Origin of the sequence: Qaidamihabitans albus, from assembly GCF_016464705.1 — a bacterium.
In the GTDB taxonomy this organism is placed as follows: domain Bacteria; phylum Actinomycetota; class Actinomycetes; order Mycobacteriales; family Pseudonocardiaceae; genus Qaidamihabitans; species Qaidamihabitans albus.
In genome coordinates this window covers 55691-78716 of sequence record NZ_JAEHOB010000004.1, presented here as the reverse complement: position 1 = coordinate 78716, position 23026 = coordinate 55691, and the positions used below count along the sequence as shown (strand labels likewise).

At 71.4% G+C, this 23026-nt stretch carries 26 protein-coding genes, 1 tRNA gene and 1 pseudogene; 16 read left to right on the top strand and 12 right to left on the bottom strand.

All coding sequences use genetic code 11. The annotated features are described in order from the left end of the window. Nucleotides 1–3: 3 nt before the first annotated feature. The gene (locus tag JAP66_RS09280) at nt 4–480 is read right to left on the bottom strand and encodes a (2Fe-2S)-binding protein (RefSeq protein ID WP_199431235.1); all 477 of its coding nucleotides are present in this window, start codon (nt 478–480) and stop codon (nt 4–6) included. A 9-nt stretch (nt 481–489) separates the two neighbouring features. Beyond that, nucleotides 490–2853: a molybdopterin cofactor-binding domain-containing protein gene (locus JAP66_RS09275; RefSeq protein ID WP_199431234.1), complete on the bottom strand. Its 2364-nt coding sequence runs from the start codon at nt 2851–2853 to the stop codon at nt 490–492. A 327-nt stretch (nt 2854–3180) separates the two neighbouring features. On the opposite strand from JAP66_RS09275, the gene JAP66_RS09270 reads away from it, so the two are divergent. The 5 genes from JAP66_RS09270 to JAP66_RS09250 all read left to right on the top strand — a co-directional run bounded on the left by JAP66_RS09270 (nt 3181) and on the right by JAP66_RS09250 (nt 8676). Further along, a complete protein-coding gene (locus JAP66_RS09270; protein ID WP_210769935.1) occupies nt 3181–3873 on the top strand; it encodes a response regulator transcription factor in 693 nt (230 codons plus the stop codon). A gap of 83 nt (nt 3874–3956) precedes the next feature. Further along, nucleotides 3957–5282 (top strand): sensor histidine kinase, encoded by a 1326-nt coding sequence (locus JAP66_RS09265; protein ID WP_199431600.1) that lies wholly within the window; start codon nt 3957–3959, stop codon nt 5280–5282. An 89-nt stretch (nt 5283–5371) separates the two neighbouring features. Then, entirely contained in the window at nt 5372–6169 is a 798-nt protein-coding gene (locus JAP66_RS09260) for a DeoR/GlpR family DNA-binding transcription regulator (RefSeq protein ID WP_199431232.1), read from the top strand. Then, nucleotides 6166–7251, top strand: a complete 1086-nt coding sequence (gene galT, locus JAP66_RS09255) for a galactose-1-phosphate uridylyltransferase (RefSeq protein WP_199431231.1) — start codon at nt 6166–6168, stop codon at nt 7249–7251. The genes JAP66_RS09260 and galT overlap by 4 nt, the downstream gene beginning before the upstream one ends. Nucleotides 7252–7332: 81 nt before the next feature. Continuing rightward, nucleotides 7333–8676, top strand: a complete 1344-nt coding sequence (locus tag JAP66_RS09250) for a S1C family serine protease (RefSeq protein WP_199431230.1) — start codon at nt 7333–7335, stop codon at nt 8674–8676. 167 nt (nt 8677–8843) lie between these two features. Here JAP66_RS09250 and JAP66_RS09245 read toward each other — a convergent pair whose 3' ends face one another. Together JAP66_RS09245 and JAP66_RS09240 are read right to left on the bottom strand one after the other, a co-directional pair. Then, a complete protein-coding gene (locus JAP66_RS09245) occupies nt 8844–9533 on the bottom strand; it encodes a TIGR04282 family arsenosugar biosynthesis glycosyltransferase (RefSeq protein ID WP_199431229.1) in 690 nt (229 codons plus the stop codon). Next, entirely contained in the window at nt 9530–10189 is a 660-nt protein-coding gene (locus JAP66_RS09240; protein ID WP_199431228.1) for a glycosyltransferase family 2 protein, read from the bottom strand. The genes JAP66_RS09245 and JAP66_RS09240 overlap by 4 nt, the downstream gene beginning before the upstream one ends. 112 nt (nt 10190–10301) lie before the next feature. Between JAP66_RS09240 and JAP66_RS09235 the strand changes: the two genes are divergently transcribed. The 3 genes from JAP66_RS09235 to JAP66_RS09225 are packed head-to-tail and all read left to right on the top strand — an operon-like array spanning nt 10302 to nt 13442. Next, a complete protein-coding gene (locus JAP66_RS09235; protein WP_199431227.1) occupies nt 10302–11648 on the top strand; it encodes a hypothetical protein in 1347 nt (448 codons plus the stop codon). A 7-nt stretch (nt 11649–11655) separates the two neighbouring features. Beyond that, a complete protein-coding gene (locus JAP66_RS09230) occupies nt 11656–12396 on the top strand; it encodes a response regulator transcription factor (protein WP_199431226.1) in 741 nt (246 codons plus the stop codon). After that, nucleotides 12393–13442 (top strand): sensor histidine kinase, encoded by a 1050-nt coding sequence (locus JAP66_RS09225; protein ID WP_199431225.1) that lies wholly within the window; start codon nt 12393–12395, stop codon nt 13440–13442. Before JAP66_RS09230 ends, JAP66_RS09225 begins: the two co-directional genes overlap by 4 nt. Before the next feature lie 10 nt (nt 13443–13452). Here JAP66_RS09225 and JAP66_RS09220 read toward each other — a convergent pair whose 3' ends face one another. Beyond that, a complete protein-coding gene (locus JAP66_RS09220; RefSeq protein WP_199431224.1) occupies nt 13453–14520 on the bottom strand; it encodes an NAD-dependent epimerase/dehydratase family protein in 1068 nt (355 codons plus the stop codon). 116 nt (nt 14521–14636) lie between these two features. On the opposite strand from JAP66_RS09220, the gene JAP66_RS09215 reads away from it, so the two are divergent. After that, complete coding sequence (locus JAP66_RS09215; RefSeq protein WP_199431223.1) at nt 14637–15137, top strand: MogA/MoaB family molybdenum cofactor biosynthesis protein; 501 nt, start codon at nt 14637–14639, stop codon at nt 15135–15137. 11 nt (nt 15138–15148) lie between these two features. Beyond that, nucleotides 15149–15331, top strand: coding sequence for a hypothetical protein (locus tag JAP66_RS09210; protein WP_199431222.1), 183 nt, complete (start codon nt 15149–15151; stop codon nt 15329–15331). Nucleotides 15332–15492: 161 nt separating this feature from the next. Here the strand turns inward: JAP66_RS09210 and mscL are convergent, their stop codons facing one another. Together mscL and cpaB are read right to left on the bottom strand one after the other, a co-directional pair. After that, the gene (gene mscL / locus JAP66_RS09205; RefSeq protein ID WP_199431221.1) at nt 15493–15894 is read right to left on the bottom strand and encodes a large-conductance mechanosensitive channel protein MscL; all 402 of its coding nucleotides are present in this window, start codon (nt 15892–15894) and stop codon (nt 15493–15495) included. Between the two features lie 73 nt (nt 15895–15967). Continuing rightward, on the bottom strand, nt 15968–16639 hold the full coding sequence (gene cpaB, locus JAP66_RS09200; protein ID WP_199431220.1) for a Flp pilus assembly protein CpaB: 672 nt from the start codon (nt 16637–16639) through the stop codon (nt 15968–15970). A gap of 121 nt (nt 16640–16760) precedes the next feature. Between cpaB and JAP66_RS33180 the strand changes: the two genes are divergently transcribed. After that, complete coding sequence (locus JAP66_RS33180) at nt 16761–17018, top strand: hypothetical protein (protein WP_372448957.1); 258 nt, start codon at nt 16761–16763, stop codon at nt 17016–17018. Nucleotides 17019–17032: 14 nt separating this feature from the next. Here the strand turns inward: JAP66_RS33180 and JAP66_RS33175 are convergent. Both JAP66_RS33175 and JAP66_RS09190 read right to left on the bottom strand, forming a co-directional pair. Next, nucleotides 17033–17191: pseudogene (locus JAP66_RS33175) on the bottom strand (FmdB family zinc ribbon protein); the annotation flags it as partial. 72 nt (nt 17192–17263) lie between these two features. Then, entirely contained in the window at nt 17264–17866 is a 603-nt protein-coding gene (locus JAP66_RS09190; RefSeq protein ID WP_199431218.1) for a 5-formyltetrahydrofolate cyclo-ligase, read from the bottom strand. 24 nt (nt 17867–17890) lie between these two features. Between JAP66_RS09190 and JAP66_RS09185 the strand changes: the two genes are divergently transcribed. The 5 genes from JAP66_RS09185 to JAP66_RS09165 all read left to right on the top strand — a co-directional run bounded on the left by JAP66_RS09185 (nt 17891) and on the right by JAP66_RS09165 (nt 21935). Further along, a complete protein-coding gene (locus JAP66_RS09185) occupies nt 17891–18796 on the top strand; it encodes a UTP--glucose-1-phosphate uridylyltransferase (protein ID WP_199431217.1) in 906 nt (301 codons plus the stop codon). After that, a complete protein-coding gene (glp, locus tag JAP66_RS09180; protein ID WP_199431216.1) occupies nt 18793–20076 on the top strand; it encodes a molybdotransferase-like divisome protein Glp in 1284 nt (427 codons plus the stop codon). The genes JAP66_RS09185 and glp overlap by 4 nt, the downstream gene beginning before the upstream one ends. A 6-nt stretch (nt 20077–20082) precedes the next feature. Next, nucleotides 20083–20754, top strand: coding sequence for a GNAT family N-acetyltransferase (locus tag JAP66_RS09175; protein ID WP_199431215.1), 672 nt, complete (start codon nt 20083–20085; stop codon nt 20752–20754). A gap of 226 nt (nt 20755–20980) precedes the next feature. Next, the gene (sepX, locus tag JAP66_RS09170) at nt 20981–21808 is read left to right on the top strand and encodes a divisome protein SepX/GlpR (protein ID WP_199431214.1); all 828 of its coding nucleotides are present in this window, start codon (nt 20981–20983) and stop codon (nt 21806–21808) included. Nucleotides 21809–21862: 54 nt separating this feature from the next. Beyond that, nucleotides 21863–21935: transfer RNA gene (locus tag JAP66_RS09165), tRNA-Ala, on the top strand. Between the two features lie 78 nt (nt 21936–22013). Here the strand turns inward: JAP66_RS09165 and JAP66_RS09160 are convergent. From JAP66_RS09160 to JAP66_RS33170, 3 genes are read right to left on the bottom strand one after another with little or no spacing between them, the layout of a single operon-like run. Beyond that, a complete protein-coding gene (locus JAP66_RS09160) occupies nt 22014–22277 on the bottom strand; it encodes a DUF6308 family protein (RefSeq protein WP_199431213.1) in 264 nt (87 codons plus the stop codon). Beyond that, nucleotides 22274–22636: a hypothetical protein gene (locus tag JAP66_RS09155; RefSeq protein WP_199431212.1), complete on the bottom strand. Its 363-nt coding sequence runs from the start codon at nt 22634–22636 to the stop codon at nt 22274–22276. Before JAP66_RS09155 ends, JAP66_RS09160 begins: the two co-directional genes overlap by 4 nt. A gap of 10 nt (nt 22637–22646) precedes the next feature. After that, a complete protein-coding gene (locus JAP66_RS33170; RefSeq protein ID WP_372448955.1) occupies nt 22647–22970 on the bottom strand; it encodes a site-specific integrase in 324 nt (107 codons plus the stop codon). Nucleotides 22971–23026 lie beyond the last annotated feature (56 nt).

Below are 23026 nucleotides of genomic sequence, written 5' to 3'. Positions count from 1 at the left end.
CGGCTACATGCGCTGGGCGCCCGACTTGATGGCCTCCCGGATACGGGCGTAGGTGCCGCACCGGCAGATGTTGCGGATCTCGTCGATGTCGGCGTCACCGACCTCGTGCCCGGCCGCGCGGGCCTGCCGGACCTTCGCGACCGCGGCCATGATCTGTCCCGGCTGGCAGTAGCCGCACTGCGCCACGTCGCGCTCCAGCCACGCCTCCTGCATCGGGTGCAGGTCCGCGTCCACGGTGCCGGGCAACCCCTCGATGGTCGTGATCTCGTCGGTGGGCTCGACGTCGCCGACCCGCACCGAGCACGGGTTGAACGCCTTGCCGTTGATGTGGCAGGTACAGGCCTTGCAGACGTTGATGCCGCAGCCGTACTTGGGGCCGTTGATGCCGAGGACGTCGCGCAGCACCCAGAGCAGCCGCACGTCGTCCTCGATGTCCACGGTGACCTGCTTGCCGTTGACGATGAAGGTGTGTTGAGGCACGGGTGCTCCTTAGTAGGCGAACTTGAGGCCGTTGGTCGGCGACGGCGGGAGGGGCGGCACGGTGGGCTTCGGCGTGAAGCTCAGCGTGGCGTGGTTGATCGGGAAGCTGGTCGGCACGGTTCCGGTGGCGCGGGCGTAGGCGCAGGCCACGGCGGCCATCGACGACGGGACGCCGAACTCGCCCGCGCCACCCGGCTCACCGGTGGTCGGTGGCATCACGACGACCTTGGTCTCGAACGGCGCGTTCCAGTGCCGCGTGTAGAAGTAGTCGTCCCAGCTGCCTTCGAGCAGCGTCCCGTCCTTGAGGTGCAGGCTGGAGGTCAGCGTCTGCGCGATGCCGTCCATGATGCCGCCCTGCATCTGCGCCTCCAGCCCGCGCGGGTTGATCGGCAGGCCGGTGTCGACGGCCATGACGACCCTGGTCACCCGCGGCCCGGTGACCGCGTTGCGGATCTTGCGGTTGACCGTCTCCGGGCGGCAGTCGATCTCCACGAGCGTCGCGGTCGCGCCCTTGTACTCCTTGTGCACCGTGATGGCCTGCGCCGTGTTCGGCTCCATCGCCCGGCCCCACTCGCCGACCTCGGCGGCCTTGTCCAGCACCGCCCGCACCCGCTCGTCGTCGACGAACGCACGGCGGAACTCGTACGGGTCCTTGCCCATCTTCGCGGCGAGCTGGTCGACGATCAGCTCCTGCGCGGTCCGCACGTCCGGGTTGACCAGGTTGCGCACGCTGCTGGTCGGGAACGTGTCGTAGGTGTAGGTCTCGTTCAGCAGCTGGGTGACGACGCCGAAGTTGTACGGCACGTTGACGGTCAGCTCGAACACCGGGACCGAGAACCCGAGCTCGTTACCCTGGCCCAGCGGCGGCACCTTGCCCGCCAGCGCCGTGATGATCTCGCCGAAGCCCTGCGTGTAGTCGGTGGCGACGCTGGTGTGCCGCTGCTCGAAGGTGAGCACGTTGCCGCCCGCGTAGCTGGCGCGGATCCGCGACGTGCACATCGGGTGCATCCGGCCCTGCCTGCACTCGTCGGTGCGGTGCCACATCAGCTTCACCGGCTTGCCCATCTTCCGCGACGCCTCGGTGGCCTCGAGGACGACGTCGTTGAACATGCGCCTGCCGAACGCGCCGCCCGCCTGCTCGACGTGCACGGTCACCGCGCTCACCGGCAGCCCGAGCTGCTCGGCGACCTGCTGCTGGCACAGGATCGGCGACTGCAGCGGGGCCCAGATCTCGGCGCTGTCCGGTCGCACGTCCGCGACGGCGGTGTTCGGCTCCAGCGCGGCGTTGTTGCGGAAGTGGAAGGTGAACTCGCCCTCCACGACGCCGGTCAGCGGTCCCAGCTTGGGCACCGCGAGCGGAATCTCCGCCTTCTTGATCCGGTCGAGCACCGTCTCGTCCGACTCGCCGTCGACCGTGCCCGGGTTCCAGGACACCTCGAGCGCGTTCGCCGCGTCGATGCACTGGCCGAAGGTCTTCGCGCGCACGGCGACACCGGTGGCGATCGTGGCGACATCGGTGACCCCGGGCATCTCCCGCACCGCGTCCACGTTGGCTACCGAGCCCACCGTTCCCTTGATCGTCGGCGGGCGGCAGATCATCGTCGGCAGTGCGTCCGGAACGTCGAGATCCATGGCGAACTTCTTGCGCCCGGTCACCGCGTCGAGTGCGTCGATCCGGTTCCGCGGCGTCCCGATGATCTTGAACTGGGAGCGCGGCTTCAGCTCCGTCTCGACCTCCTTGGTCTCCTGGCTGGCGGCCAGCTCGGCCAGATCGCCGTAGCTCAGCTTCCGGCCGCCCGGCGCCTCGATGAAGCCCAGGTGCGGCGTCAGCCGCGTCACGGTCTCGTCGAGCTGGATCGCCGCGGCCCTGAGGAGCTGTTGCCGGGCGATCGCGGCGGCGACCCGGATTGGGTTGTACATCGAGATGGTGGTGTTCGATCCGGCCGTGAACTGGTTGAACACCAGTTCGGGACGCGCGTCCGCCAGCGTGACGTCGATCTTGTCGAGGGGGAGCTCCAGCTCCTCGGCGATGAGCATCGCGGCCATCGTGGTGATGCCCTGCCCGCTCTCCGCGCGGGGCATGTCGAAGGACGCCGTGCCGTCCTTGTTGAGCACCACCGCGATCAGGTTCGACGTCGGGGTCGCCGCGAGCGTCAGCAGGTCGTTGAGGTCGTAGACCTCGGACGGCTCGGGCGGAGAGGGAATCGCGGCCCCGGCCTCCCGGGGAGAGGTGAGCGACTGGCCCAACTGGGCCGCGGCGGCCAGGGTGGGCGCCGCGACCAGGTACCCGAGAAAGCGGCGGCGGCCCATGTCCGGGCGGTGGGAGTTCCCGGGCCGGGACAGGCCGGACCGAGGTGAACGACGCTGTTCCATCAAAACTGTCCTCTCAGGGCGGATCCGGACGGGGAGCGGCCCGGGCTTCGCGCACGACTCCCGCCGACGACCTTGCCCGGCGGGAGTGATTCACGCCCATATTGGTGCTGGTCAACCCCGATATCGAGGGCAGGACGCCCAGACATCGCGGTGGCGCGTTGTGCACAGTGCCACACTGCTCACTCGATCGGGCGGTGCTGACGAACCGGCCCGGCGGGCTCCGGATTCGGCTGCTACTTTCACCCGAATCTCTGTGCCCGGCACGGGTGGGTGCCGTTGGCGCGGTGCGTTAAGCACCGTCTCAGCCGAGCGCGTAACACTGTGCTCATGCGCATTCTCGTTGTCGACGACGATCGAGCCGTTCGCGAGTCCCTCCGGCGCTCGCTGGAGTTCAACGGCTACCAGGTCGAGCTGGCCAGCGACGGGGCGCAAGCGCTTGACATGGTCGTCGCCAACCGCCCGGACGCGATGGTGCTCGACGTGATGATGCCCCGGCTGGACGGGCTCGAGGTCGCCCGGCGGCTGCGCAGCACCGGCGACGACCTGCCGATCCTCGTCCTGACGGCCCGGGACACCGTCTCCGACCGCGTCTCGGGGCTCGACGCTGGCGCCGACGACTACCTGCCCAAACCGTTCGCGCTGGAGGAGCTCCTGGCCCGGCTGCGTGCGCTGCTGCGCCGGTCCAGCGCGGAGACGCAGGCCGCGGAGGGTTCCGAGGCGCTCCGCTTCGCGGATCTGACCCTGGACCCCGGCACCCGCGAGGTGTACCGGGGCGAGCGGTCGATCAGCCTCACCCGCACCGAGTTCGCGCTGCTGGAGCTGTTCATGAGCTACCCGAAGCACGTGCTCACCCGCGGCCGAATCCTGGAGGAGGTCTGGGGCTACGACTTCCCGACCTCCGGTAACGCGCTCGAGGTCTACGTCGGCTACCTGCGTCGCAAGACCGAGTCCGACGGCGAGCCCCGGCTGATCCACACGGTGCGCGGCGTCGGCTACGTGCTGCGGGAGACGCCGCCGTGACGTGGACGCAGGAGCGGGGCGAGGCCGGTACCGGCCGCCGCCCGGCCGCCGACGGCAGGCGGTTCTCCCTGCGTACGAGGCTCATGTTGCTCGCGGCCATGTGCGTGGCCGGCGCGGTCGCCCTCGTGTCGCTCGGCGCGTACCTGACCGTGCGCGGGAACCTCTACCAGCAGGTCGACGACAGCCTCACCGAGCGCGCCACGGCGGCGGTGCGGAGCCTGCCGGTGCAGAACCGGCTACGGCAGATCCCGGCCGCCGTCCTGGTGAGCAGCGACATCCAGATCGGGGTGCTGACCGCCGACGGCGACCTCATCTACCCGCAGGACGGCACCCCGCCGCCGACCGGGCCCGAGGAGCTCGCCGTGGCGAACGGCACGGCCGACTCGCGGCTGCGTACCGATCAGGCGACCGACACCCGGGTGATCGCACTCCGGTCGGGCAACGGCGAGGCACTGGTACTCGCGCAATCGCTTGCGCCGACGAAACGGACCCTCACCGAGCTGTCGCTGGTGCTCTTCCTGTTCGGCGGCGCAGGCATCGTCGTCGCGGCCGCGGCGGGCACCGCGGTCGCCCGGACGGGGCTGCGCCCGGTCGAGCGACTGACGTCGGCCACCGAACGGGTCGCTCGCACCGGCGACCTGCGCCCGATCCCGGTCAGCGGGGACGACGAGCTGGCGCGGCTCACGCACAGCTTCAACACGATGCTCGGCACGGTCGCCGAGTCGCAGGAGCGGCAGCGCAGGCTCGTCGCCGACGCCGGGCACGAGCTGCGGACGCCGTTGACGTCGCTGCGCACCAACCTGGAACTGCTGCTCGCGGCGAGCAGGCAGGGAGCGCCCGAGCTCACGGAACTGGATCGCGCGGAGATCGAGACCGACATCCGCGGGCAGCTCGACGAGCTGACCCAGCTGATCGGCGACCTGGTGGAGCTGGCGCGGGAGGACGAGCCGCGCACCGAGGCCGAGCGAATCGACCTGGTGGAGGTGGTCGAGCGGGCCCTCGACCGCGCACGCCGCCGTGCCGGTGAGATCCGCTTCGACGCCGAACTGGAGCCGTGGACGCTCACCGGAGACCCCGGCACACTCGAACGGGCCGTGTTGAACCTGCTCGACAACGCGGTGAAGTTCTCGCCGCCGGGGTCGGCGGTGCAGGTGCGCCTGCGCCCGCTCGGCGACGGGACCGCGGTGGTCGAGGTGGGGGACTCGGGGCCGGGGATCGCGCCCGAGGACCTGCCGAACGTCTTCGACCGCTTCTACCGCTCGTCGGAGGCCCGCACGCTGCCCGGATCGGGGCTGGGGCTGGCGATCGTCAAGCAGGCCGCCGAGCGGCACGGCGGCGCCGTCTACGCGGGCCGGGCACCCGAGGGCGGGGCACTGATGACGATCCGGCTCCCCGGTGTCCCCGGGTGAGCACGGGAGCGGTGGAGGTTGCCCGATGTTGATGTTTGGTCATGTAGGATTTTGTGTAGTGAGGTGTGGTTCAAGGACGGAGTGAGCGAGTGCTGGCGCGGCAGCGGCAAGCGGTGATCCTGGAGGAAGCGCGCCGCACCGGGGCGGTACGGGTCAGTGATCTGGTCGGCCGCCTCGGCGTCTCCGACATGACCGTCCGGCGCGACCTCGATGTCCTGGCCGAGCGTGGTCTCGTCGAGAAGGTCTACGGCGGCGCCACGTCGACGACCGACCGGAGCACCGACGAGCCGGGCTTCGAGGCCAAGTCCGTGCGCCAGCGCGTGCAGAAGGAGGCCATCGCCACGCTCGCGGCCGGGCTGATCCGTCCCGGCACCGCGATCGGCCTCTCCGCGGGTACGACCACCTGGACCCTCGCCCGTGCCCTCGACGGCGTCCCCGGCCTGACCGTCGTCACCAACTCGATCCAGGTCGCGGACGTCCTGCGTGGCTCCGGCAGGCCCGACCGCACCGTCATCCTCACCGGCGGCGTCCGTACGCCGTCCGACGCGCTCGTCGGCCCTGTCGCCGTGCAGAGCCTGCGCAGCCTGCACCTCGACGTCGTGTTCCTCGGGGTGCACGGCATGGCCGAGGGGCGCGGCTTCACCACCCCGAACCTCGCCGAGAGCGAGACCGACCGCGCCCTGGTCGAGGCCGGGCGCAGGCTCGTCGTCCTCGCCGACCACACGAAGTGGGCCACGGTCGGCATCTCGACGATCGCCGGCCTGGACGAGGCCGGAGTCGTCGTCAGTGACGACGGCCTGCCCCCGGACGCGCGCCGGGTCCTGACCGAACACGTGGGAGAGTTGATGATCGCCGCAGTCGAGCAGCCTGCCGGAGACGAGACGTGAGGAAGACCGTCCGGCACCTGGCCGACGACCGCGAGATCGTCTACTTCGACGAGGACCCGCACGCGCCCCCGCGCGACGCCGCCGACACCCGCGACCTGCCCGCCGTCGCCGCCGCCTCGGAGATCCGCCGCGATCCGCTGACCGGCGAGTGGGTCGCGATGGCCGCGCACCGGCAGACCCGCACCTACAAACCGCCCGCCGACCTGTGCCCGCTGTGCCCGAGCCGGCCCGGCAAACCGAGCGAGGTACCCGAGGCCGACTACGACGTCGTGGTGTTCGAGAACCGGTTCCCCTCCTTCGCGCAGGCGGTGACCGGCGCGCAGTGCTCGGTGGATGGCGCCGGCCTCGTGCCCGTCGCGCCAGGTCAGGGCCGCAGCGAGGTCGTGTGCTTCACCAGCGACCACGGACGTTCGTTCGCCGAACTGACCCCGGAGCGGGTCCGGACGGTCATGGAGGTCTGGGGCGACCGCACCGCCGAACTGGCCGCACTGCCCGGCGTGGAGCAGGTGTTCCCGTTCGAGAACCGCGGCGAGGAGATCGGGGTCACGCTCCACCATCCGCACGGCCAGATCTACGCCTACCCGTTCGTCACGCCGAAGACCGAGCGGATGCTGGAGACCGCCCGTGCCTACCGCGCCGAGCACGGCAGGCACGTGCTCGGCGATGTGCTCGCGGCCGAGCACGCCGCGGGCACCCGGGTCGTGGCCCGCGGCGAGCACTGGACGGCGTTCGTCCCGCCCGCCGCCCGCTGGCCGGTGCACGTGCAGGTGGTGCCCCACCGGCAGGTCGGTGACCTCGCCGAGCTCGGTCCGGCCGAGCGAGCCGACTTCGCCGAGGTCTACCTGCGGGTCCTGCGCCGCTGCGACGCCCTCTACGACCGGCCGCTGCCCTACGTCGCCGCCTGGCACCAGGCGCCCGTCCGCCGCGACCGCGATCTCGCCTGGCTGCATCTCGAACTCTTCTCCGTGCTGCGCGCCAAGGACAAACTGAAGTACCTTGCCGGTTCCGAGTCGGGCATGGCGGTGTGGGTCAACGACGTCACTCCGGAGCAGATCGCGCAGCGACTGCGGTCGGCGGTGTGAGCGGCGGTCCGCGCGGGAACTCATGCTGACAGCACAGGTTCGGCTCAGCCGGCTCTCAGGACCGAGGCGCATGGTGAGGACATGACCGACAACGACCCCTCTGCTCAGGACCAGCCCGGGGCGCGCGAGCAAGGCGGCTGGCCCGCTCAGGACGAGCCGGGCACACCGGCCACCCCAAGCCCGTGGTCGGCGCAGGGCCACGAGTACCCCGGCCACCATCAGCAGCCGGGCACCGGCGGTAATCCGTTCGCGTCGTCGACGCCGGGGACGCACGGCAACCCCTACGGCACGGCGACGTATCCCGCGATGCCACCGCCCGCACAGCAGCAGGAGCAGCAGGGCCGGCGCAGGAGCTCGGCCCGGCTGATCGCCGGCGTCGCCGTGCTCGCGCTGCTTGTCGGCGGCGGAGCCGGCGGGCTCGGTGGCTACCTCGCCGCGGGCAACGCGGGCACCGGCTCGTCCGTCAACGCGCTGGATCAGCAGCGGCCTGCGGAGCAGACGGGCAACGTGCCCGACGGAAGCGTCGAGGCCGTTGCCCAGAAGCTCATGCCGAGCGTCGTGCAGCTCCAGGTTCAGGGCGGTCGCGGTACCGGCGAGGGCTCCGGCTTCGTGCTCAGCAGCGACGGCTACATCCTCACCAACAACCACGTCGTGGAGTCCGCGGCGAGCGGGGGACGGATCACCGCGGTGTTCCAGGACGGGAACGAGGCGACCGCGGAGGTCGTCGGCCGCGACCCGACGACCGACATCGCCGTGGTCAAGGCCAACGGGGTGGACGGCCTGACGCCGGTGGAGCTGGGCCGCTCCGACGATCTCAACGTCGGCCAGTCGGTGGTCGCCATCGGCTCGCCGTTCGAGCTCGCCGGCACGGTGACCTCCGGCATCGTGAGCTCGCTGCATCGCCCCGTCAGCGCGGGCGGCCAGGGCGACCAGACCACGGTGATGGACGCGATCCAGACCGATGCCGCGATAAACCCGGGCAACTCCGGCGGCCCGCTGGCCAACATGTCGGGTCAGGTCATCGGCATCAACTCGGCGATCTACAGCCCACAGGGCGCCGGCATGCCAGGGCAGTCGAGCGGCGGCAACGTCGGTATCGGCTTCGCCATCCCGATCGACCAGGCTCGCCGGACCGCCGACCAGATCATCGAGACCGGCACGGCGACACAGACCTACATCGGCGCCGCCGTCACCGACAGCCCCTCGGGTGGTGCGCTGATCCGGGAGGTCGAGCCGGGCAGTCCCGCGGAGAAGGCCGGGATCAAGGCGGGCGACGTGATCACGAAGATGGGCGACCGGCAGATCGACGACGCGAACACTCTCGTCGCGGCCATCCGGACCCGGGCGCCAGGCGAGAAGGTCACCTTCACCCTGTCGAACAACCGCACGATCGAGGCCACCCTCGGTGGCCAGCCCGTGAACTAGGAACTCCCGACACGGACGCTCGGCCGCTGGCGCGGCCGAGACCAACGAGGCCACGCGCGACCGGGCTCGCATGCCGGTCGCGCGTGGCCGTGTGCCCGCAGGGCGCGCGCCGTGATCGCAGGTCACCGCTCGTGAGTGGCTACGCGAGTTCTAACTCGGCCGAACACTCACGAGAGGTGACCACTCGCCGCCGTCGCCGCCCGCAGCGCGGTGGCGAACCGGCCGCGCGGCGCCGTCTCGGCCACCAGCTCGGCGTCCGCCATGGTGTCCACATCGGATAGTTGTGGCGCCGTGGCGGTGCGAAGTCCCATCGCTTCAAGGGCGTGCCGCGTCAGCGAACCGGTGTCGGGCCGGGACATCGGCACCCCGGTCAGCGCGAGTGCGTGCCGCGGATCCCGCAACCCGAGCACCCACCAGCCGCCGTCCGTCGCGGGACCGAGAACGGCATCGGCGCCGCCCGGCCGGAGCAGGCGGGCGACGGTGCCCAGCCGCCCGGGCGTCACCTGCGGGGTGTCCATGCCGATCTGCACCACGGCCAGGCCGGGCAGCGCGGCGGCCGTGTCGGCGTGCGCGTTCGCGAGCCGTGCCCCGAAGCCGTCACCACGCTGGGCCAGCATCGTGCACCGCCGTAGCGTGCGGGCGATCTCATCGCTCCTGGACGCGGCCCCGAGGTCACCGGTGAGCGCCACCACGGGAACGGCTCCCGGTGCGGCGAGAACGGTGTCGAGCGTGTCGAGTAGTGCCGCTGCCGCCAGCTCGGCCGCCTGGAGGGGGGTCGCGGGCGGGCAGAGCCGGGTCTTCACCAGACCTGGCACCGGTGCCTTCGCCACCACGAGCGCGCCGTAGGCGTCCGTCATGCGCGCCAGATCCGCGCCATGTCCCTGGCCGCCCGCGCGGTGCCGCGCACGGAGCCGGACACCTTGGACTTCGTGCCGTTCGCGCGCGGCCGGTACGTGACGTCGAACTCGCGCACCCGCCAGCCCGCGCGCCCCACCTTGATCAGCAGCTCCAGCGGGTAGCCGAACCCCCGGTCCGCCACTCCCAGCGCCAGCAGCTCCGCCCGGCGCACGGCACGCATGGGCGCGATGTCGTGCACGGCCAGGCCACGGCCGCGCAGCAACGACGACAGCAGCACGTTGCCCGCCCGCGCGTGCCACGGCCAGGCGCCCCGCGCGGCGGGCACCCGGCGCCCGACGGCGAGCTGCACGCCGCCGTCGACGGCCGCCACCAGGGCAGGCAGCTCGCGCGGGTCGAGCGAGCCGTCCGCGTCCAGGAAGCAGACGATCTCCGAACGGGCCGCCTCCAGCCCGGAGTGCACGGCGGCGCCGTAGCCGCGGCGCGGCTCCGGCACGACTGTCGCACCCAGCCCGGCGGCGATCTCCGGCGAGCCGTCGGTGGAGCCGTTGTCCACGACGATCGCGCGAAAGCCCCGCGGCAGCGCGCCGAGCACGCCGGGCAGGGCGCCCGCCTCGTCGAGGCACGGCAGGATCACGTCGACCGGTTCGGCAGTCACCAGTTCAGGCTAGGTCCGTCGTGGACAGTCCGAAACTCGATCACGCTTACGAAACTCTGACGGACTCCGGTCTGGTGCTGACCGGGGACGGGTGGCGGGCTATCGTGCGGCGGTGGCCGAGTCCCGAGTCGCAGACGCGCCTGCCCGGAAGTCCCCCGGCGTGCGCGGCGATCTGGTGGCCGTGGGGCTCGCGCTGCTGCTCGTCGGGGTCGCGTTCGCGGTCGGCTGCTACCTGAACCGCCCCGGCAGCGGCGTGACGCTCTGGGCGAAGGCGGCGCCGCTCTACGGCGGCTGGCGGCCGCGCACCGGCCCGGGCACCGTGTTCGCCGTCCTGCTGGCGGCCGGGATCGTGCTGTGGGGACCGGCTCTCGCGAGCAGGCTGCCGTGGCGAAGCCTGCTGCCGCTCGGATACCTGGCGTCACTGGCGTGGATGTTCGCGCTCGCCATGATCGACGGCTGGCGGGGCGGGTTCGCCGGGCGCCTCGCCACACCGCACGAGTACCTGCACGAGGTTTCGCGCATCACGAGCGTGCCCGAGATGCTGCGGGAGTTCGCCGACCGGATCGTCGCCCATCCCGAGGCGTGGACCACCCACGTGGCCGGCCACCCGCCGGGAGCGACGCTCGTCTTCGTCTGGCTCGACCGGCTCGGGCTCTCCGGCGGCACCTGGGCGGCCGTGGTCTGCGTGCTGGCGGGCGCCCTGATCGCGGTGGCCGTTCCGGTCACCCTGTGGGCGCTCGACCGTGCCGACGCGGCCAGGGCGAGCTGGCCTTTTGTCGTGCTCTTTCCCGGGGCGGTGTGGATGGCGGTGTCGGCCGACGGCATGTTCGCCGGGGTCACCGCCACCGGTGTCGCGCTGCTTGCGTGCGCCGTGCGCTGGTTCGGCGCGGGCCGTCGTCGCGCCGTCGTGGCCGCGTTGGGCGCGGGCGTGATCCTCGGTTTCGGCGTGTTCCTGTCCTACGGGCTGCTGTTGCTCGGCACCGTGGCGCTCGCCGTGGTGCTGCTCGGGCGTGGTGGCCGGGCGTTCGGTCTCGCGGCGCTCGGCGCGCTGGCCGTGGTCGCGGTGTTCGCGCTGGCCGGGTTCTGGTGGCTGAACGGCTACCACAACGTGGTCGAGCGCTACTACGAGGGCGTCGGCGGGCGACGGCCCTACTGGTACTGGGTGTGGGCCAACCTCGCGTGCCTGGTGCTGGCGGCGGGACCGGCCGTGGTGGCGGGGGTGCGCAGGCTGCGCGGCTGGGGGCCGGTGGTCGCGCTCACCGCCGCCGCGCTGCTCGCGGTCGTCGTCGCGGATCTCTCGGGATTGTCGAAGGCCGAGGTGGAGCGCATCTGGCTACCGTTCGCGGTGTGGCTGTTGCCCGCCACGGCCCTGCTGCCGCCGGGTTCGCGGCGATGGTGGCTCGCCGGGCAGGCGGTGACCGCGCTGGCGGTGAACCATCTGGTGCTGACGATCTGGTGAGGGACGCATGACTGGCAGGACGGGCGAGAACGGCGAAGGGGCTGCCGGCGGTACGCAGTCGGGCAGGGTGCTCGTGGTCGACGACGACGAGACGGTCCGGGACGTGGTGCGCCGCTACCTGGAGGTCGCCGGTTTCACGGTCGAGGTCGCGGGCGACGGCACGGAAGGGCTGAGCCGGTTCGCCGCGTCCCGCCCCGACCTCGTGGTGCTCGACGTGATGATGCCGGGCCTCGACGGGCTCGAGGTGTGCAGGCGGATGCGAGAGACGGGCGAGGTGCCGGTGGTCATGCTGACGGCACTGGGCGAGGAGGAGAACCGGATCGCGGGGCTCCAACTCGGCGCGGACGACTACGTCACCAAGCCGTTCAGCCCGCGCGAGCTCGCGCTGCGGGTGGCTTCGGTGCTGCGCCGCGCGCGGATGCCGCGCCACGACCCCCCGGAGGCCCAGCTCGTCGACGGTGACCTGCGGCTGCAACCGGATGCCCGGAACGCGCGGCTGCGGGATGTCGAGCTGCCGCTGACGGCGCGGGAGTTCGATCTGCTCGCGTTCTTCCTGACCCACCCCGGCACCGCGTTCTCGCGGGCCGACCTGCTGGAGAAGGTGTGGGGCTGGGACTTCGGCGACCAGTCCACCGTGACCGTCCACGTGCGGCGGCTGCGGGAGAAGATCGAAAGGGATCCGGCCACCCCGGCGAGGGTGGTCACGGTGTGGGGCGTCGGCTACCGCTACGACCCGGTGCGGCGATGATCGAGTCGGGTGAGTCCCTTGCCGACATGCTGCTGCATGCCTGGCACATCCTGCCGGTGGCGCTGGCGTTCGCGATGCCGGTGGCGGTGCTCGGCGGGCTGCTCCTGTACTGGCTCCGGCGGGGCTCGCTGGCCAGCACGCTGACGGTGCTGGTACTCATCCCGGTCGCGGCGACGCTGACCGGCGTGCTGGGCGTCAGCGGTTTCATGTTCAACCCGACGCTGACGACGATCCTGCTGGTGTGCCTGCTCGTCGCGCTGGTCACCGTGCCGGCGGCGGTCGTGCTGGGCAGGGCGATCGCGCGGCGGAGCGTGTGGGAGCGGGAGGCGAGGGAACGGGAACGCGCGGCGGAGAAGTCGCGGCGCGAGCTGGTGGCCTGGATCAGCCACGACCTCCGCAGCCCGCTCTCCGGTATCCGGGCGATGGCGGAGGCGCTGGCCGACGGGGTGGTGGCCGAACCCGACGAGGCCGCCGCGTACGCGCAGCGGATCAACGCCGAGGCGGAGCGGCTCTCCGTCATGGTCGACGACCTCTTCGAGCTGTCCCGGATCACCGCGGGCGCCCTGCGGCTCCAGCTCACCGCGGTGCCGCTGCGGGACGTGGTCAGCGACGCACTCGCAGCGCAGACGCCGGTCGCGGAGCGGAAGCGGGTCCGGGTGCACTCCAGCGCGCAGGCGTGGCCGGTGGTGGCGGGCAGCGACCCCGAGCTGGCACGGGTGGTGCGCAACCTCGTGTCGAACGCGATCCGGCACACCCCGCCGGACGGGACGGTGGCCGTGGAGATCGGCGTGGACGGGCGGGACGCGCTGCTTGCGGTCGACGACGGGTGCGGAGGCATCCCGGAGGAGGAGATCGGGCGGCTGTTCGACGTGGCCTACCGCGGCACCCAGGCGCGCACGCCGGAGCCGGCGGGCGGCACGGCCGGTGGCGGCCTCGGCCTGGCCATCGCGAAGGGGCTGGTGGAGGCGCACCGCGGCCGGATCGGGGTCCGCAACCACGGCGACGGTTGCCGTTTCGAGGTCCGGTTGCCCCTCGCCGCCACCTGACCCGGGCGGCTCAGGACCCGGGGGCGACCGGCGCGCGCAGCGGCGCGGTGGCGAAGGCGGCGATGCCCTCGGCGAAGCCGGTTCGCGCGGTGAACCCGAGCAGCCGCTCGGCACGCGCCGGATCGGCGACCACGTGCCGGACGTCGGCGGGCCGCGCGCCGCCCACCACTCGCGGCGCCGGGCCGCCGCAGGCGCGGGCGAGTTCCCCGGCCAGCTCGCCGACCGTGTGCGGCTGGCCCGAGCAGACGTTGACCGGGGTCAGCTCGCCCGCCGTGCCGTCCGCGCGCAGGGCCAGCAGGTTCGCCCGCGCCACGTCGCTGACGTGCACGAAGTCGCGGCGCTGCCGGCCGTCCTCGAGCACGGTCGGCGCCTCGCCGCGGTAGAGGGCCGAGCGGAACAGCGATGCCACCCCGGCGTACGGCGTGTTCTGCGGCATCCGCGGTCCGTAGACGTTGTGGTACCGCAGCGCCCACACGGTGCCTCCCGTCTGCCTCGCCCACGCGCCCGCGAGGTGCTCCTGTGCGAGCTTGGTCGCGGCGTAGGTGCTGCGCGGCACCAGCGGGGCGTCCTCGGGCACCAGCAGCGGCCGAAGCGGGGTCCCGCAGTGCGGGCAGCCCGGTTCGAACCGGGCTGCCTCGACGTCCGACCGGTCGCGCGGGGCAGGTGGCACGATCCCGTGCCGGTCGCACGAGTACCTGCCCTCGCCGTAGACGACCATCGACGATGCCAGCACCAGCCTGCCGACTCCGGCCTTGTGCATCTCGGCGAGCAGCACGGCCGTGCCGTAGTCGTTGTGCAGCGCGTACGATGGCGCGTCGGACGGATCGATCCCGTGCCCGACCACCGCGGCCTGGTGACACACGGCGTCCACACCGGTCAGCAGCTCGCCGAGCAGGGCGGCGTCGGTGACCGTGCCCCGCACGAACCGGTGCGGGCCCATGTAGTCCGGTGGTTCCTGGGAGCCGTGTGCGGTCGGCAGCAGCTCGTCCAGCAGCACAGGTTCGCAGCCGGACTCGGTCAGCACGTCGGCGATGTGGGAGCCGATGAAGCCGGCTCCGCCGGTAACGAGAACACGCACGTCGGCGACGCTAGGCCCCCGGCGCCGTGCGCGCAGCGCCTTCGGCGGACACGTAAGCGTTCGGTCACATCTCCCTTCGCTCACCCGCCCGCGGCCGACCTACTACGGTGGGGCACATGGAACGGAGTGCACAGCGGCTCGGCCGCGCCCTCGTGGTGATCGTCGACGACCGCGCGGCTCATGGTGAAACCGAGGACAACGCCGGTCCCCTGGTGACGGAGCTGCTGGAAGAGGCCGGGTTCATCGTGGACGGTACGGTCGTCGTCCACGCCGACACGGTCGCCATCCGCAATGCGCTCAACACGGCGGTGATCGGTGGTGTCGACCTTGTGATCACCGTCGGGGCGACGGGCGTCTCGCCACGCGACGTCACCCCGGACGCCACCGCCGGCGTGCTCGACCGGCCGATCCCCGGCATCAGCGAAGCCATCCGTTCGTCCGGCCTCGCCGCCGGTGCGGTCGACGCGGGGATCTCCCGCGGCCTCGTCGGCGTCTCCGGCAGCACACTCGTGGTCAACCTCGCCGGGTCCCGCGGCGCCGTCCGCGACGGCATGGCGACACTGTCCGCCCTGGTACCGCACGTCATCGACGAGCTCTCCGGCCTCGACGAGGCCTGAGGGCCCACCCCATGTCCGACGACGACCACGGAAGGGTTCCCCGAGAAACCAGCCGATCGACCAGGCGGGAGATCGACGAGGTTTTCGGGGAGACCCTGCCCGAGACCACCTCGGACGAGCGCGAGCCGCGCTCCGATCGTTCCAGCGCGGACGACTGGTTCCTGGAGAACCGGCCGCCGCACCACGATCGCTAGGCTGTGTTTGTCAGCGTTTGTCAGCGTTTGTCAGCGTTTGTCAGCGTTTGTCAGTGCGCTTGCGGATGGGCGTCGACGGACCGTCACGAGGTCGCACGGCCTGCCTTGCCGGGCAACGTGCACGGCACGCGGACACCGGCGCGCGGCGCGCGGACACGGGCTCACTCCTTGACGCGTTGCTCCCGCAGCAGGTCCCTGATCTCGGCGAGCAGTTCGACGTCGGTCGGTTCGGCCGGGCCGGACTCCTCGCCGCGCCTGCGCCTCTCCTGCACCTTGCGCAGCGGCAGTACGAACAGGAAGTAGACGACGGCCGCGATGAGCAGGAAGTTGATCACCGCGCTGATCACGTTACCGATGTCGACAAAGGTGGCCTCGTTGTCCCCGAGGATCCGGAAGCCGAGACCGTTGGCGGCGTCCGAGCCGCCGAGCGCGTTGATCAACGGCTGGATCAGGCTGTCGGTGAACGCCGTCACGATCACCGTGAACGCCGTACCGATGACCACCGCGACGGCGAGGTCGATGACGTTGCCGCGCATCAGGAAATCCTTGAAGCCCTTGAGCACGCGCACTCCCTTCCATAAAGGACCCGGCCTTGTGAGTGCCTGCGTGAGTCAGAACGCGGCTCGGCACCCACGACTAGCGGAGGGTAACGGTCACCGGCCGGCCGAGCGTGGCGGCCGCCAGCTGCGCCGCGACATCGGTGGGAGTGGCGAGCAGTACCAGCGGGCCGTCGTCGGCGTGGTCGGGCCCGTCGCGCGCCGGGCTTGCCGGGCCGATCACGGTCAGCACGGTCGCCATGCTGGCCAGCACCTCGTCTCCGGCGTCTCCGGTGTCCCTCGTGTGATCCGTCCCCAGGGTGACGACGTCGACCCGGGCGCCGGGACGGAGCAGTCCGGCGATGCCGGAGTCGGCGAGCCGGACGGGCACGGTCGTGGTGCCCGGTGGTGTGGAGCGGGAGCCGAGCAGCCGGACGTCGGTGATCGGCTCGCCCTCCCTGGCTGCGCCGGCGAGCACGCGCCCGTCGACGGCATCCGGCGCGCCGAGCGCACCGGCGGGGCGCATGGATTCGGGTACGTGCACCAACCGCACGTCAGCGGGCCGGAGAGTAGTGCCGAGCGGCAGGTCCCGGGCGGAGACCAGCATCTTCGCGGCGGGCTCACCGCCGGCCGTGGCAGGCTGCGCGGCGAGGGCCGCGGCGACGAGGAACAGCGCCGCGGCGAGCGCGCGACGGATCAGCGTGACCGGGCGTCCGCGCAGTGGCGGTGGGAGCCGTTCGTACCATCGGCGGCTCCGTGGCGTGTCGTCCATCGCCAACCCCCATCGTCTGCGGCGAGGGCGGGCGTTCCGCCGCTCGGTACAGCCGACGTTATGGGGGCCCGCCACGCAGGCGGAACCGCCGGGTCACGCCCCTGTGGACAACTGGGGTGCTGTGGACAACTTGGTCCGCTACGAGGCCGCGGACGCCGTTTTCGTCGTACCCGAGGAGGAGGATGACGAGCTCGTGCCCGTGCTGCCGGAGCCGCCGGAGGCGGAGCTCGAACCGGAGTCCGCCTTGCCCGAGCCGGAGCTTTCCGGCTTCGCGCTGTCGGCGCTCTTGCTCTCCCCGGAGCCGTTCGAACCGTTCGAGTCGTTCGAGCCGTTCGCCTTCGCCGAGGACTTCGCCTCGGAGCGGGCGTCGTTGCGGTAGAAACCGCTGCCCTTGAAGATCACGCCCACCGACCCGTACAACTTGCGCAGAGCTCCAGAGCACTGCGGGCAGTCGGTCAGGCTCGCTTCGGAGAAAGACTGGACCGCCTCGAACTGGTGGTCGCACTCCTTGCAGGCGTACTGATAGGTCGGCACAGGCGCTCCTTCTGGCATTGGCACTCAATCCCTGAGAGTGCTAACCCAATTCTGCGGGATGACATTCCCCGAGCGCAATCGAGGTGCGTCTCACATCCGGCCCGGGTACGGCAGCCGCAGAACGCCCCTGCCCGGGGTGAGCACCGCCGTCATCCTGACGTCGTGCGGTTCGGCCGGCAGCCGCTCGACGAACTCGGTGTCACGGATCACGGCGATCAGGTCGGCCGAGGGCGAGGCGAACCGCAACGACCGGTCGTAGTAGCCGGCACCACGGCCGAGCCGGACGCCCTGGTGGTCGACGGCGAGCGCCGGCAGCAGCACGAGGTCGGCCTCGCCGACCCCGGCGGCGCCCAGCCGCGGTCCGCTGGGTTCCAGCACACCGCGATATCGGCCCTGGACCAGGGCCGACGTGTCCGTGTACTCGGCCCAGTCAAGCGGCTCCCGCCGCGGCGGCACGATCGGCAGCAACACCCGCGTGCCCCGGTCGCGGAGCACGTCGAGCAGGGCGATCGAGCCCGGTTCCGGGCCGAACGGGACATAGCAGCAGACGGTGCCGGCCGCCAGGCCGGCCACGGCTTCGGTGAGTGCCTTGGCCTCGGTGACCTGCTGCTGGGCCGGGATGGCGGTGCGCTCCGCGGTCAGCCGCGCGCGCCACTCCGCCTTGCCGGGGTCGTCATTGTCGGTCTCACGCACGACCCCAGGCTAGGCTTTGCGCCCATGACGGGCGCCGCGAGTCACAAGACGTTCCGAACCGCCATCGTGCCTGCCGCAGGCCTCGGCACGAGATTCCTGCCGACCACGAAGGCCGTACCGAAGGAGCTGTTGCCGGTCGTGGACACCCCCGGTATCGAGCTCGTCGCCGACGAGGCGGCCCAGGCGGGCGCCAGCCGCATGATCGTGGTCACCTCACCGGGCAAGGAGTCCGTGGTCAGCTACTTCCAGCGCCAGCCGGAGCTGGAGGCGACCCTCGAACGCAAGGGCAAGACCGCGCTGTTGGAGAAGGTTCGCCGGGCACCCGGCCTGCTCGACGTCGAGGTGGCGATCCAGGAGGAGGCGCTCGGCCTCGGCCACGCGGTCGCGCAGGCCGAACCGAACCTGACCGACGACGACTCCGCGGTCGCGGTGCTGCTGCCGGACGATCTCGTGCTGCCGGTCGGCGTGCTCAGCCGGATGGCCGACGTGCGGGCGCGCCAGGGCGGCAGTGTGCTGTGCGCCTTCGACATCCCGAAGGAACAGATTTCACCCTATGGTGTGTTCGACGTCTCCGAGACGGATGAGCAGGACGTCAAGCGGGTTCATGGCATGGTGGAGAAGCCCGCCCCCGAGGACGCGCCGTCGACGTTCGCCGCGGCCGGCAGGTACCTGCTGGACCGGGCCGTCTTCGACGCGTTGCGCCGGATCACCCCCGGCTCGGGCGGCGAGCTGCAGCTGACGGACGCGGTGGCGCTCCTCATCAAGGAGGGTCACCCGGTGCACATCGTGGTCCACCGGGGCGGCAGGCACGACCTCGGCAACCCCGGCGGCTTCCTGCGGGCGGCCGTGGACTTCGCGCTCGAAGACCCGGACTACGGGCCGGCACTGCGCAGCTGGCTGGCCGAACGAATCGAGACCGACCGCTCATGACAGAACCCGAGCCGACCACCACCCTGCCAGCGGGCGCCGGCGAACCGGCCGCCGAGTTCCGGTCGGTCGAGGCGCAGCTCGCGCTGGCGCTCGACGCCGCCGTGCGGCCGCGCCCGGTGCGGGTCGCCATCTCGGAGGCGCAGGGCCTGCTCTGCGCCGAGGAGGTCGTCGCCGAGCACGCGCTGCCCGGATTCGACCAGGCGGCGGTGGACGGCTATGCGGTTCGCAGCGTCGACGTGCGCGCCGCGAGCCAGGAACCGGTCGAGCTTCCCGTGGTCGGGGAGATCCCGGCCGGCTCACGGCAGCCGCGCAGGCTCCAGCCGGGTCAGGCGGTCCGGGTGGCGACCGGCGCGCCGCTGCCCACGCTGGCCGACGCCGTGGTGCCGACCGCGTTCACCGACGGGCACCAGGCCAAGGTCGCCGTGCACCGGGCCGTCCCGTCCGCCGGTTACGTGCGGCGCACCGGGGAGGACGTCCAGATCGGTGACGTCGCCGTGCGCAAGGGCGACACCATCGGTTCCGCGCAGGTCGGCCTCCTCGCCGCGGTCGGAAGGGCCAAGGTGCTGGTCTACCCGCGGCCCCGGGTGTCGATCGTGTCCGTCGGCGACGAGCTGGTGGACATCGACCGCACCCCGTCCGTCGGCCAGGTCTACGACGTCAACTCCTACGCGCTCGCCGCGGCCGCCCGGGACGCCGGTGCCGAGGTGAGCAGGGTCGGGATCGTGCCTACGGATCCCAAGCGACTGCGGGAGACGGTCGAGGGGCGGCTGCTCATGTCCGAGGTCGTCGTCGTCGCGGGCGGCGCGGGTGGCACCACGGGCGAGGAGGTGCACGCGGCGCTGGCCGACCTCGGCCGCATCGAGATGGCCCGGGTCGCGATGCACCCCGGCTCGGTGCAGGGCTTCGGCAGGCTGGGCCCCGACTCGGTGCCGACGTTTCTCATCCCGGGCAACCCGATGAGCGCGCTCGTGGTGTTCGAGGTCCTGATCCGGCCGCTGATCAGGGCAGCCCGCGGCACCCGCAACCCGCACCGCCGGATGGTGGACGCGCGGCTGCTCTCGCCGGTCACCTCCACCGCGGGCCGGCGTGGTTTCCTGCGCGGGCAGCTGCTGCGTGACGAGAGCAACGGGGAGTACCTGGTGCAGCCACTGGGAACGTCGGGCGCTCACCTGCTCGCCTCGCTGGCCGAGGCGAACTGCCTGATCAACGTCGACGACGAGCTCACCGAGGTTTCGGCGGGGGAGCAGGTCAAGGTGACGTTCCTGGCCCAGCGCGCCTAGCGGCCGATGTCCACACCGGTGTATGGGGCGCCGCACGGCCCCGAATCCCGGCATCCGGGCTGGCCCGCACGACTCGGTCCCCTCGAGGTTCCGGCCGGGACGGTGGCACTGCGCCCCATCCGGCTGCGCGACGCGGGCGAGTGGAGCCGGATCCGGCTGCGCGACCGGGCCTATCTCGAGAAGTGGGAACCGACCGCCGTCGGTCCGTGGCCCGAGCGCAACGCGCTGTGGTCGTGGCCGCCGCAGTGGGCGTCGCTGCGGTCGCTGGCGCGGCGCGGCCAGTGCCTGCCCTTCGCGATCACGGTCGACGGCGCCTTCGCCGGTCAGATCACGGTCGGCAATGTGATCCGGGCTTCGCTGCGCTCGGCGTGGGTCGGTTACTGGGTGTCGTCGGCGCTGGCCGGCGGAGGGTTGGCCACTGCGGCGGTGGCGCTGCTGACCGACCACGCGTTCTCGGCGGCCGGGCTGCACCGGCTCGAGGCGACCGTGCGGCCGGAGAACGGGGCCAGCCTGCGCGTGCTGAGCAAGGCCGGCTACCGGCAGGAGGGGCTGTTCCTGCGCTATCTCGATGTCGCCGGGGACTGGCGTGACCACCTGTGTTTCGCGGTCACCGCGGAGGAGACCGGAGATGGGTTCGCCCAGCGGCTGGTCGACTCCGGGCTGGCCACGCGGCCCTGACCCCTGTCGGCAGTTCGTGACTTTTTCACCGGATCCAGTGACCACTTTCCCCGGTTCACCCGGCGTGCCTCCCGTTCTTCTGTTACTCCTGTGACTAGCGTGACGATGGTCAGAGTGGGAAGCGGGAGTGCGGTGGTCGGGTTGAGCACCGAGGCTGGTTTCCAGCGGGGCTCGACTCGCGCGATTCCACTAGGACACAGCAATGGGTCGGGGGAGGTGACGGGAGATGCCAAGCTCGTTGATCATCGTCGCGCTTGCGGCGGCGTGGCTTGTCGTTCTCGTTCCCATGATCGCGCGCAAGCGCCAGGAAATCGCGCAGACCAACGACTCCGCGTTGGCTGCCCGGGTCGTGCGGAGCGGGAGCCCACGCAACGAGTGGCGGAAGGAGTTCGCCATGTCCGAGAACTCGAAGCGGGGCGGCGAGATGTCTGCCGATGACGAGGACTTGATCGAGGACGAGGACTTCGAGGACTACGACGAGGATCTTGACGACGAGGTCGACGACCCCGAGCCCGCTCCGGCCCGCGCCACGGCCGCCGAGGAGTCGGCGAGGGAGGACCGGAGCGGCCGCCAGTACCGGCCGGGTCGCGGCGGGTTCGACCCCGAGGCCGCCGAGATCGCCGCCCGGGCGAAGTACGTCCACCGGCAGCGGGTCGTGCTCGCACTGCTGCTGGTCGCGGTGGTCACCGGCGTGCTCGCCGGTTTCGTCTGGTCCATGTTCTGGGGCGCCCACGGTGTCGCCGACGCCGTGCTGGTCGGTTACCTCGTGTACCTGCGCAAACAGGTGCGCATCGAGGAGGAGATCCGCCAGCGCCGGCTCGCCAGGCACAACGAGGCCGTTCGCCGCGCGCCCGCCCGGGAACGGTCCCCGCTCGAGGACATCGAGGTCGTGCCCACCGAGCGCCGGGAGATGGTGGGCTCCGAGCGCAGGCCGGTGCCGACGTCGCGAGTGCGCAGGCAGGCCGTCGTCGTGGACCTGGACGACGAGGATCCCGCCTTCCACGAGCTCGACGAGCCCGGCCAGCTGCCGTACCGGCGGGCCGTCGGAGAGTAGACCCCCTCGCTCGATGGGCATGGCTCGGTTGCTATGCTCATCGAGCTTCCATCAGGGGCTGTAGCGCAGTTGGTAGCGCGTCTCGTTCGCATCGAGAAGGTCAGGGGTTCGATTCCCCTCAGCTCCACGCAGATCAGAGGCCCTTTTCCGGTAGCCGGGAGAGGGTCTTTTGCGTGAGTACAGCAGCAAAGTACAGCAGTAGGCCTCATGCCGAGACCCCGCAGTTGGTGCGGACGTGGTGCCAGACGACGATGTCCACGACGCGAAGGTCCGAGAGGGGCCGGTCGTCCGGTGTGCGCCGGCCTTTCGTCCATTCGGCGATCAGGGAGCCGTTAGCGATCATGTCGGCATGGAGTGCTGTGTAGAAGCGGGGCGGGTCTCTGCGAATGCCGTAGAAGTCTTGAACGAGTGAGTCATACACCGGCACCAGACTCGGGCGAAGGCGGTGCAACACCTTGGAGACGGTCACGGCCGTCCATCAAGGATCGCCTCGGTGCGTTGGTTCGCGTCGCGGACCAAGCGGAACGGCTGAGCATCGATCGATGTGATCGCGCAAAACGACGCGTTGTCGTCAGTAGCGTCGAGTACGTGCTGCATGCTGTCGCGAAGCGCCGTGTACGCGCTCGAGCCCTGCCGGAACAGCGGAACGACATCGCCGTGGCCGAGGCGCAAGCTGAGCAAGTTCGCGGCGAATACGTCAAGCGGTGTGAGACCGCCTGAGAAATTGTACAGCTGGTCATATGTTCGGAAGGCGTATGACCCGGCTGGGTCGGTGTAGGCGTCCAGGTGCGAATCCGCACATCTGGCGAGTGAGGCGATCGTGGCCACCAGGCCCTCCCTAGGTCGTTCCTTCAGAACGTTCGGACCCTGAACACGGTGTACTGCCTTGCGCATGAAGACTATCGCCGAGTCGTTTCAGCACGGCCCGGGTCCGGCTCGAGGAGGCTTGGGCGTAGACCTCCATGGTCAACGCGAACTGGGCGTGGCGCAGGATGCGCATGACCTGCCGGGGGTGGACGTCCAGGTCCACCAGGGGGGTGGCGCAGGTGCGTCGGCCGTCGTGCACGGTGATCTTGGGCACAGCGGCCTTGCGGATGCGGGTATCCCACGAGCGGTTGAAGTTGCGCGGTTCGACGGGTGTGCCGTACTGGGTGGTGAACACCAGGCCATCGCCCTGCCACACCTGCCCGGCTTTCTGGATGTCCGCGTCCTGTTGTT

Bases quoted from the DNA above. Each gene is read 5' to 3' on its own strand.
- JAP66_RS09185 (WP_199431217.1), top strand. From the start codon at position 17,891: ATGACGGGCGCCGCGAGTCACAAGACGTTCCGAACCGCCATCGTGCCT.
- JAP66_RS09250 (WP_199431230.1), top strand. From the start codon at position 7,333: ATGACCGACAACGACCCCTCTGCTCAGGACCAGCCCGGGGCGCGCGAG.
- JAP66_RS09215 (WP_199431223.1), top strand. From the start codon at position 14,637: ATGGAACGGAGTGCACAGCGGCTCGGCCGCGCCCTCGTGGTGATCGTC.
- sepX (WP_199431214.1), top strand. From the start codon at position 20,981: ATGCCAAGCTCGTTGATCATCGTCGCGCTTGCGGCGGCGTGGCTTGTC.
- JAP66_RS09225 (WP_199431225.1), top strand. From the start codon at position 12,393: ATGATCGAGTCGGGTGAGTCCCTTGCCGACATGCTGCTGCATGCCTGG.
- JAP66_RS09245 (WP_199431229.1), bottom strand. From the start codon at position 9,533: ATGACGGACGCCTACGGCGCGCTCGTGGTGGCGAAGGCACCGGTGCCA.
- JAP66_RS09210 (WP_199431222.1), top strand. From the start codon at position 15,149: ATGTCCGACGACGACCACGGAAGGGTTCCCCGAGAAACCAGCCGATCG.
- JAP66_RS09265 (WP_199431600.1), top strand. From the start codon at position 3,957: ATGTTGCTCGCGGCCATGTGCGTGGCCGGCGCGGTCGCCCTCGTGTCG.
- glp (WP_199431216.1), top strand. From the start codon at position 18,793: ATGACAGAACCCGAGCCGACCACCACCCTGCCAGCGGGCGCCGGCGAA.
- JAP66_RS09230 (WP_199431226.1), top strand. From the start codon at position 11,656: ATGACTGGCAGGACGGGCGAGAACGGCGAAGGGGCTGCCGGCGGTACG.
- JAP66_RS09270 (WP_210769935.1), top strand. From the start codon at position 3,181: ATGCGCATTCTCGTTGTCGACGACGATCGAGCCGTTCGCGAGTCCCTC.
- cpaB (WP_199431220.1), bottom strand. From the start codon at position 16,639: ATGGACGACACGCCACGGAGCCGCCGATGGTACGAACGGCTCCCACCG.
- JAP66_RS09275 (WP_199431234.1), bottom strand. From the start codon at position 2,853: ATGGAACAGCGTCGTTCACCTCGGTCCGGCCTGTCCCGGCCCGGGAAC.
- JAP66_RS09175 (WP_199431215.1), top strand. From the start codon at position 20,083: ATGTCCACACCGGTGTATGGGGCGCCGCACGGCCCCGAATCCCGGCAT.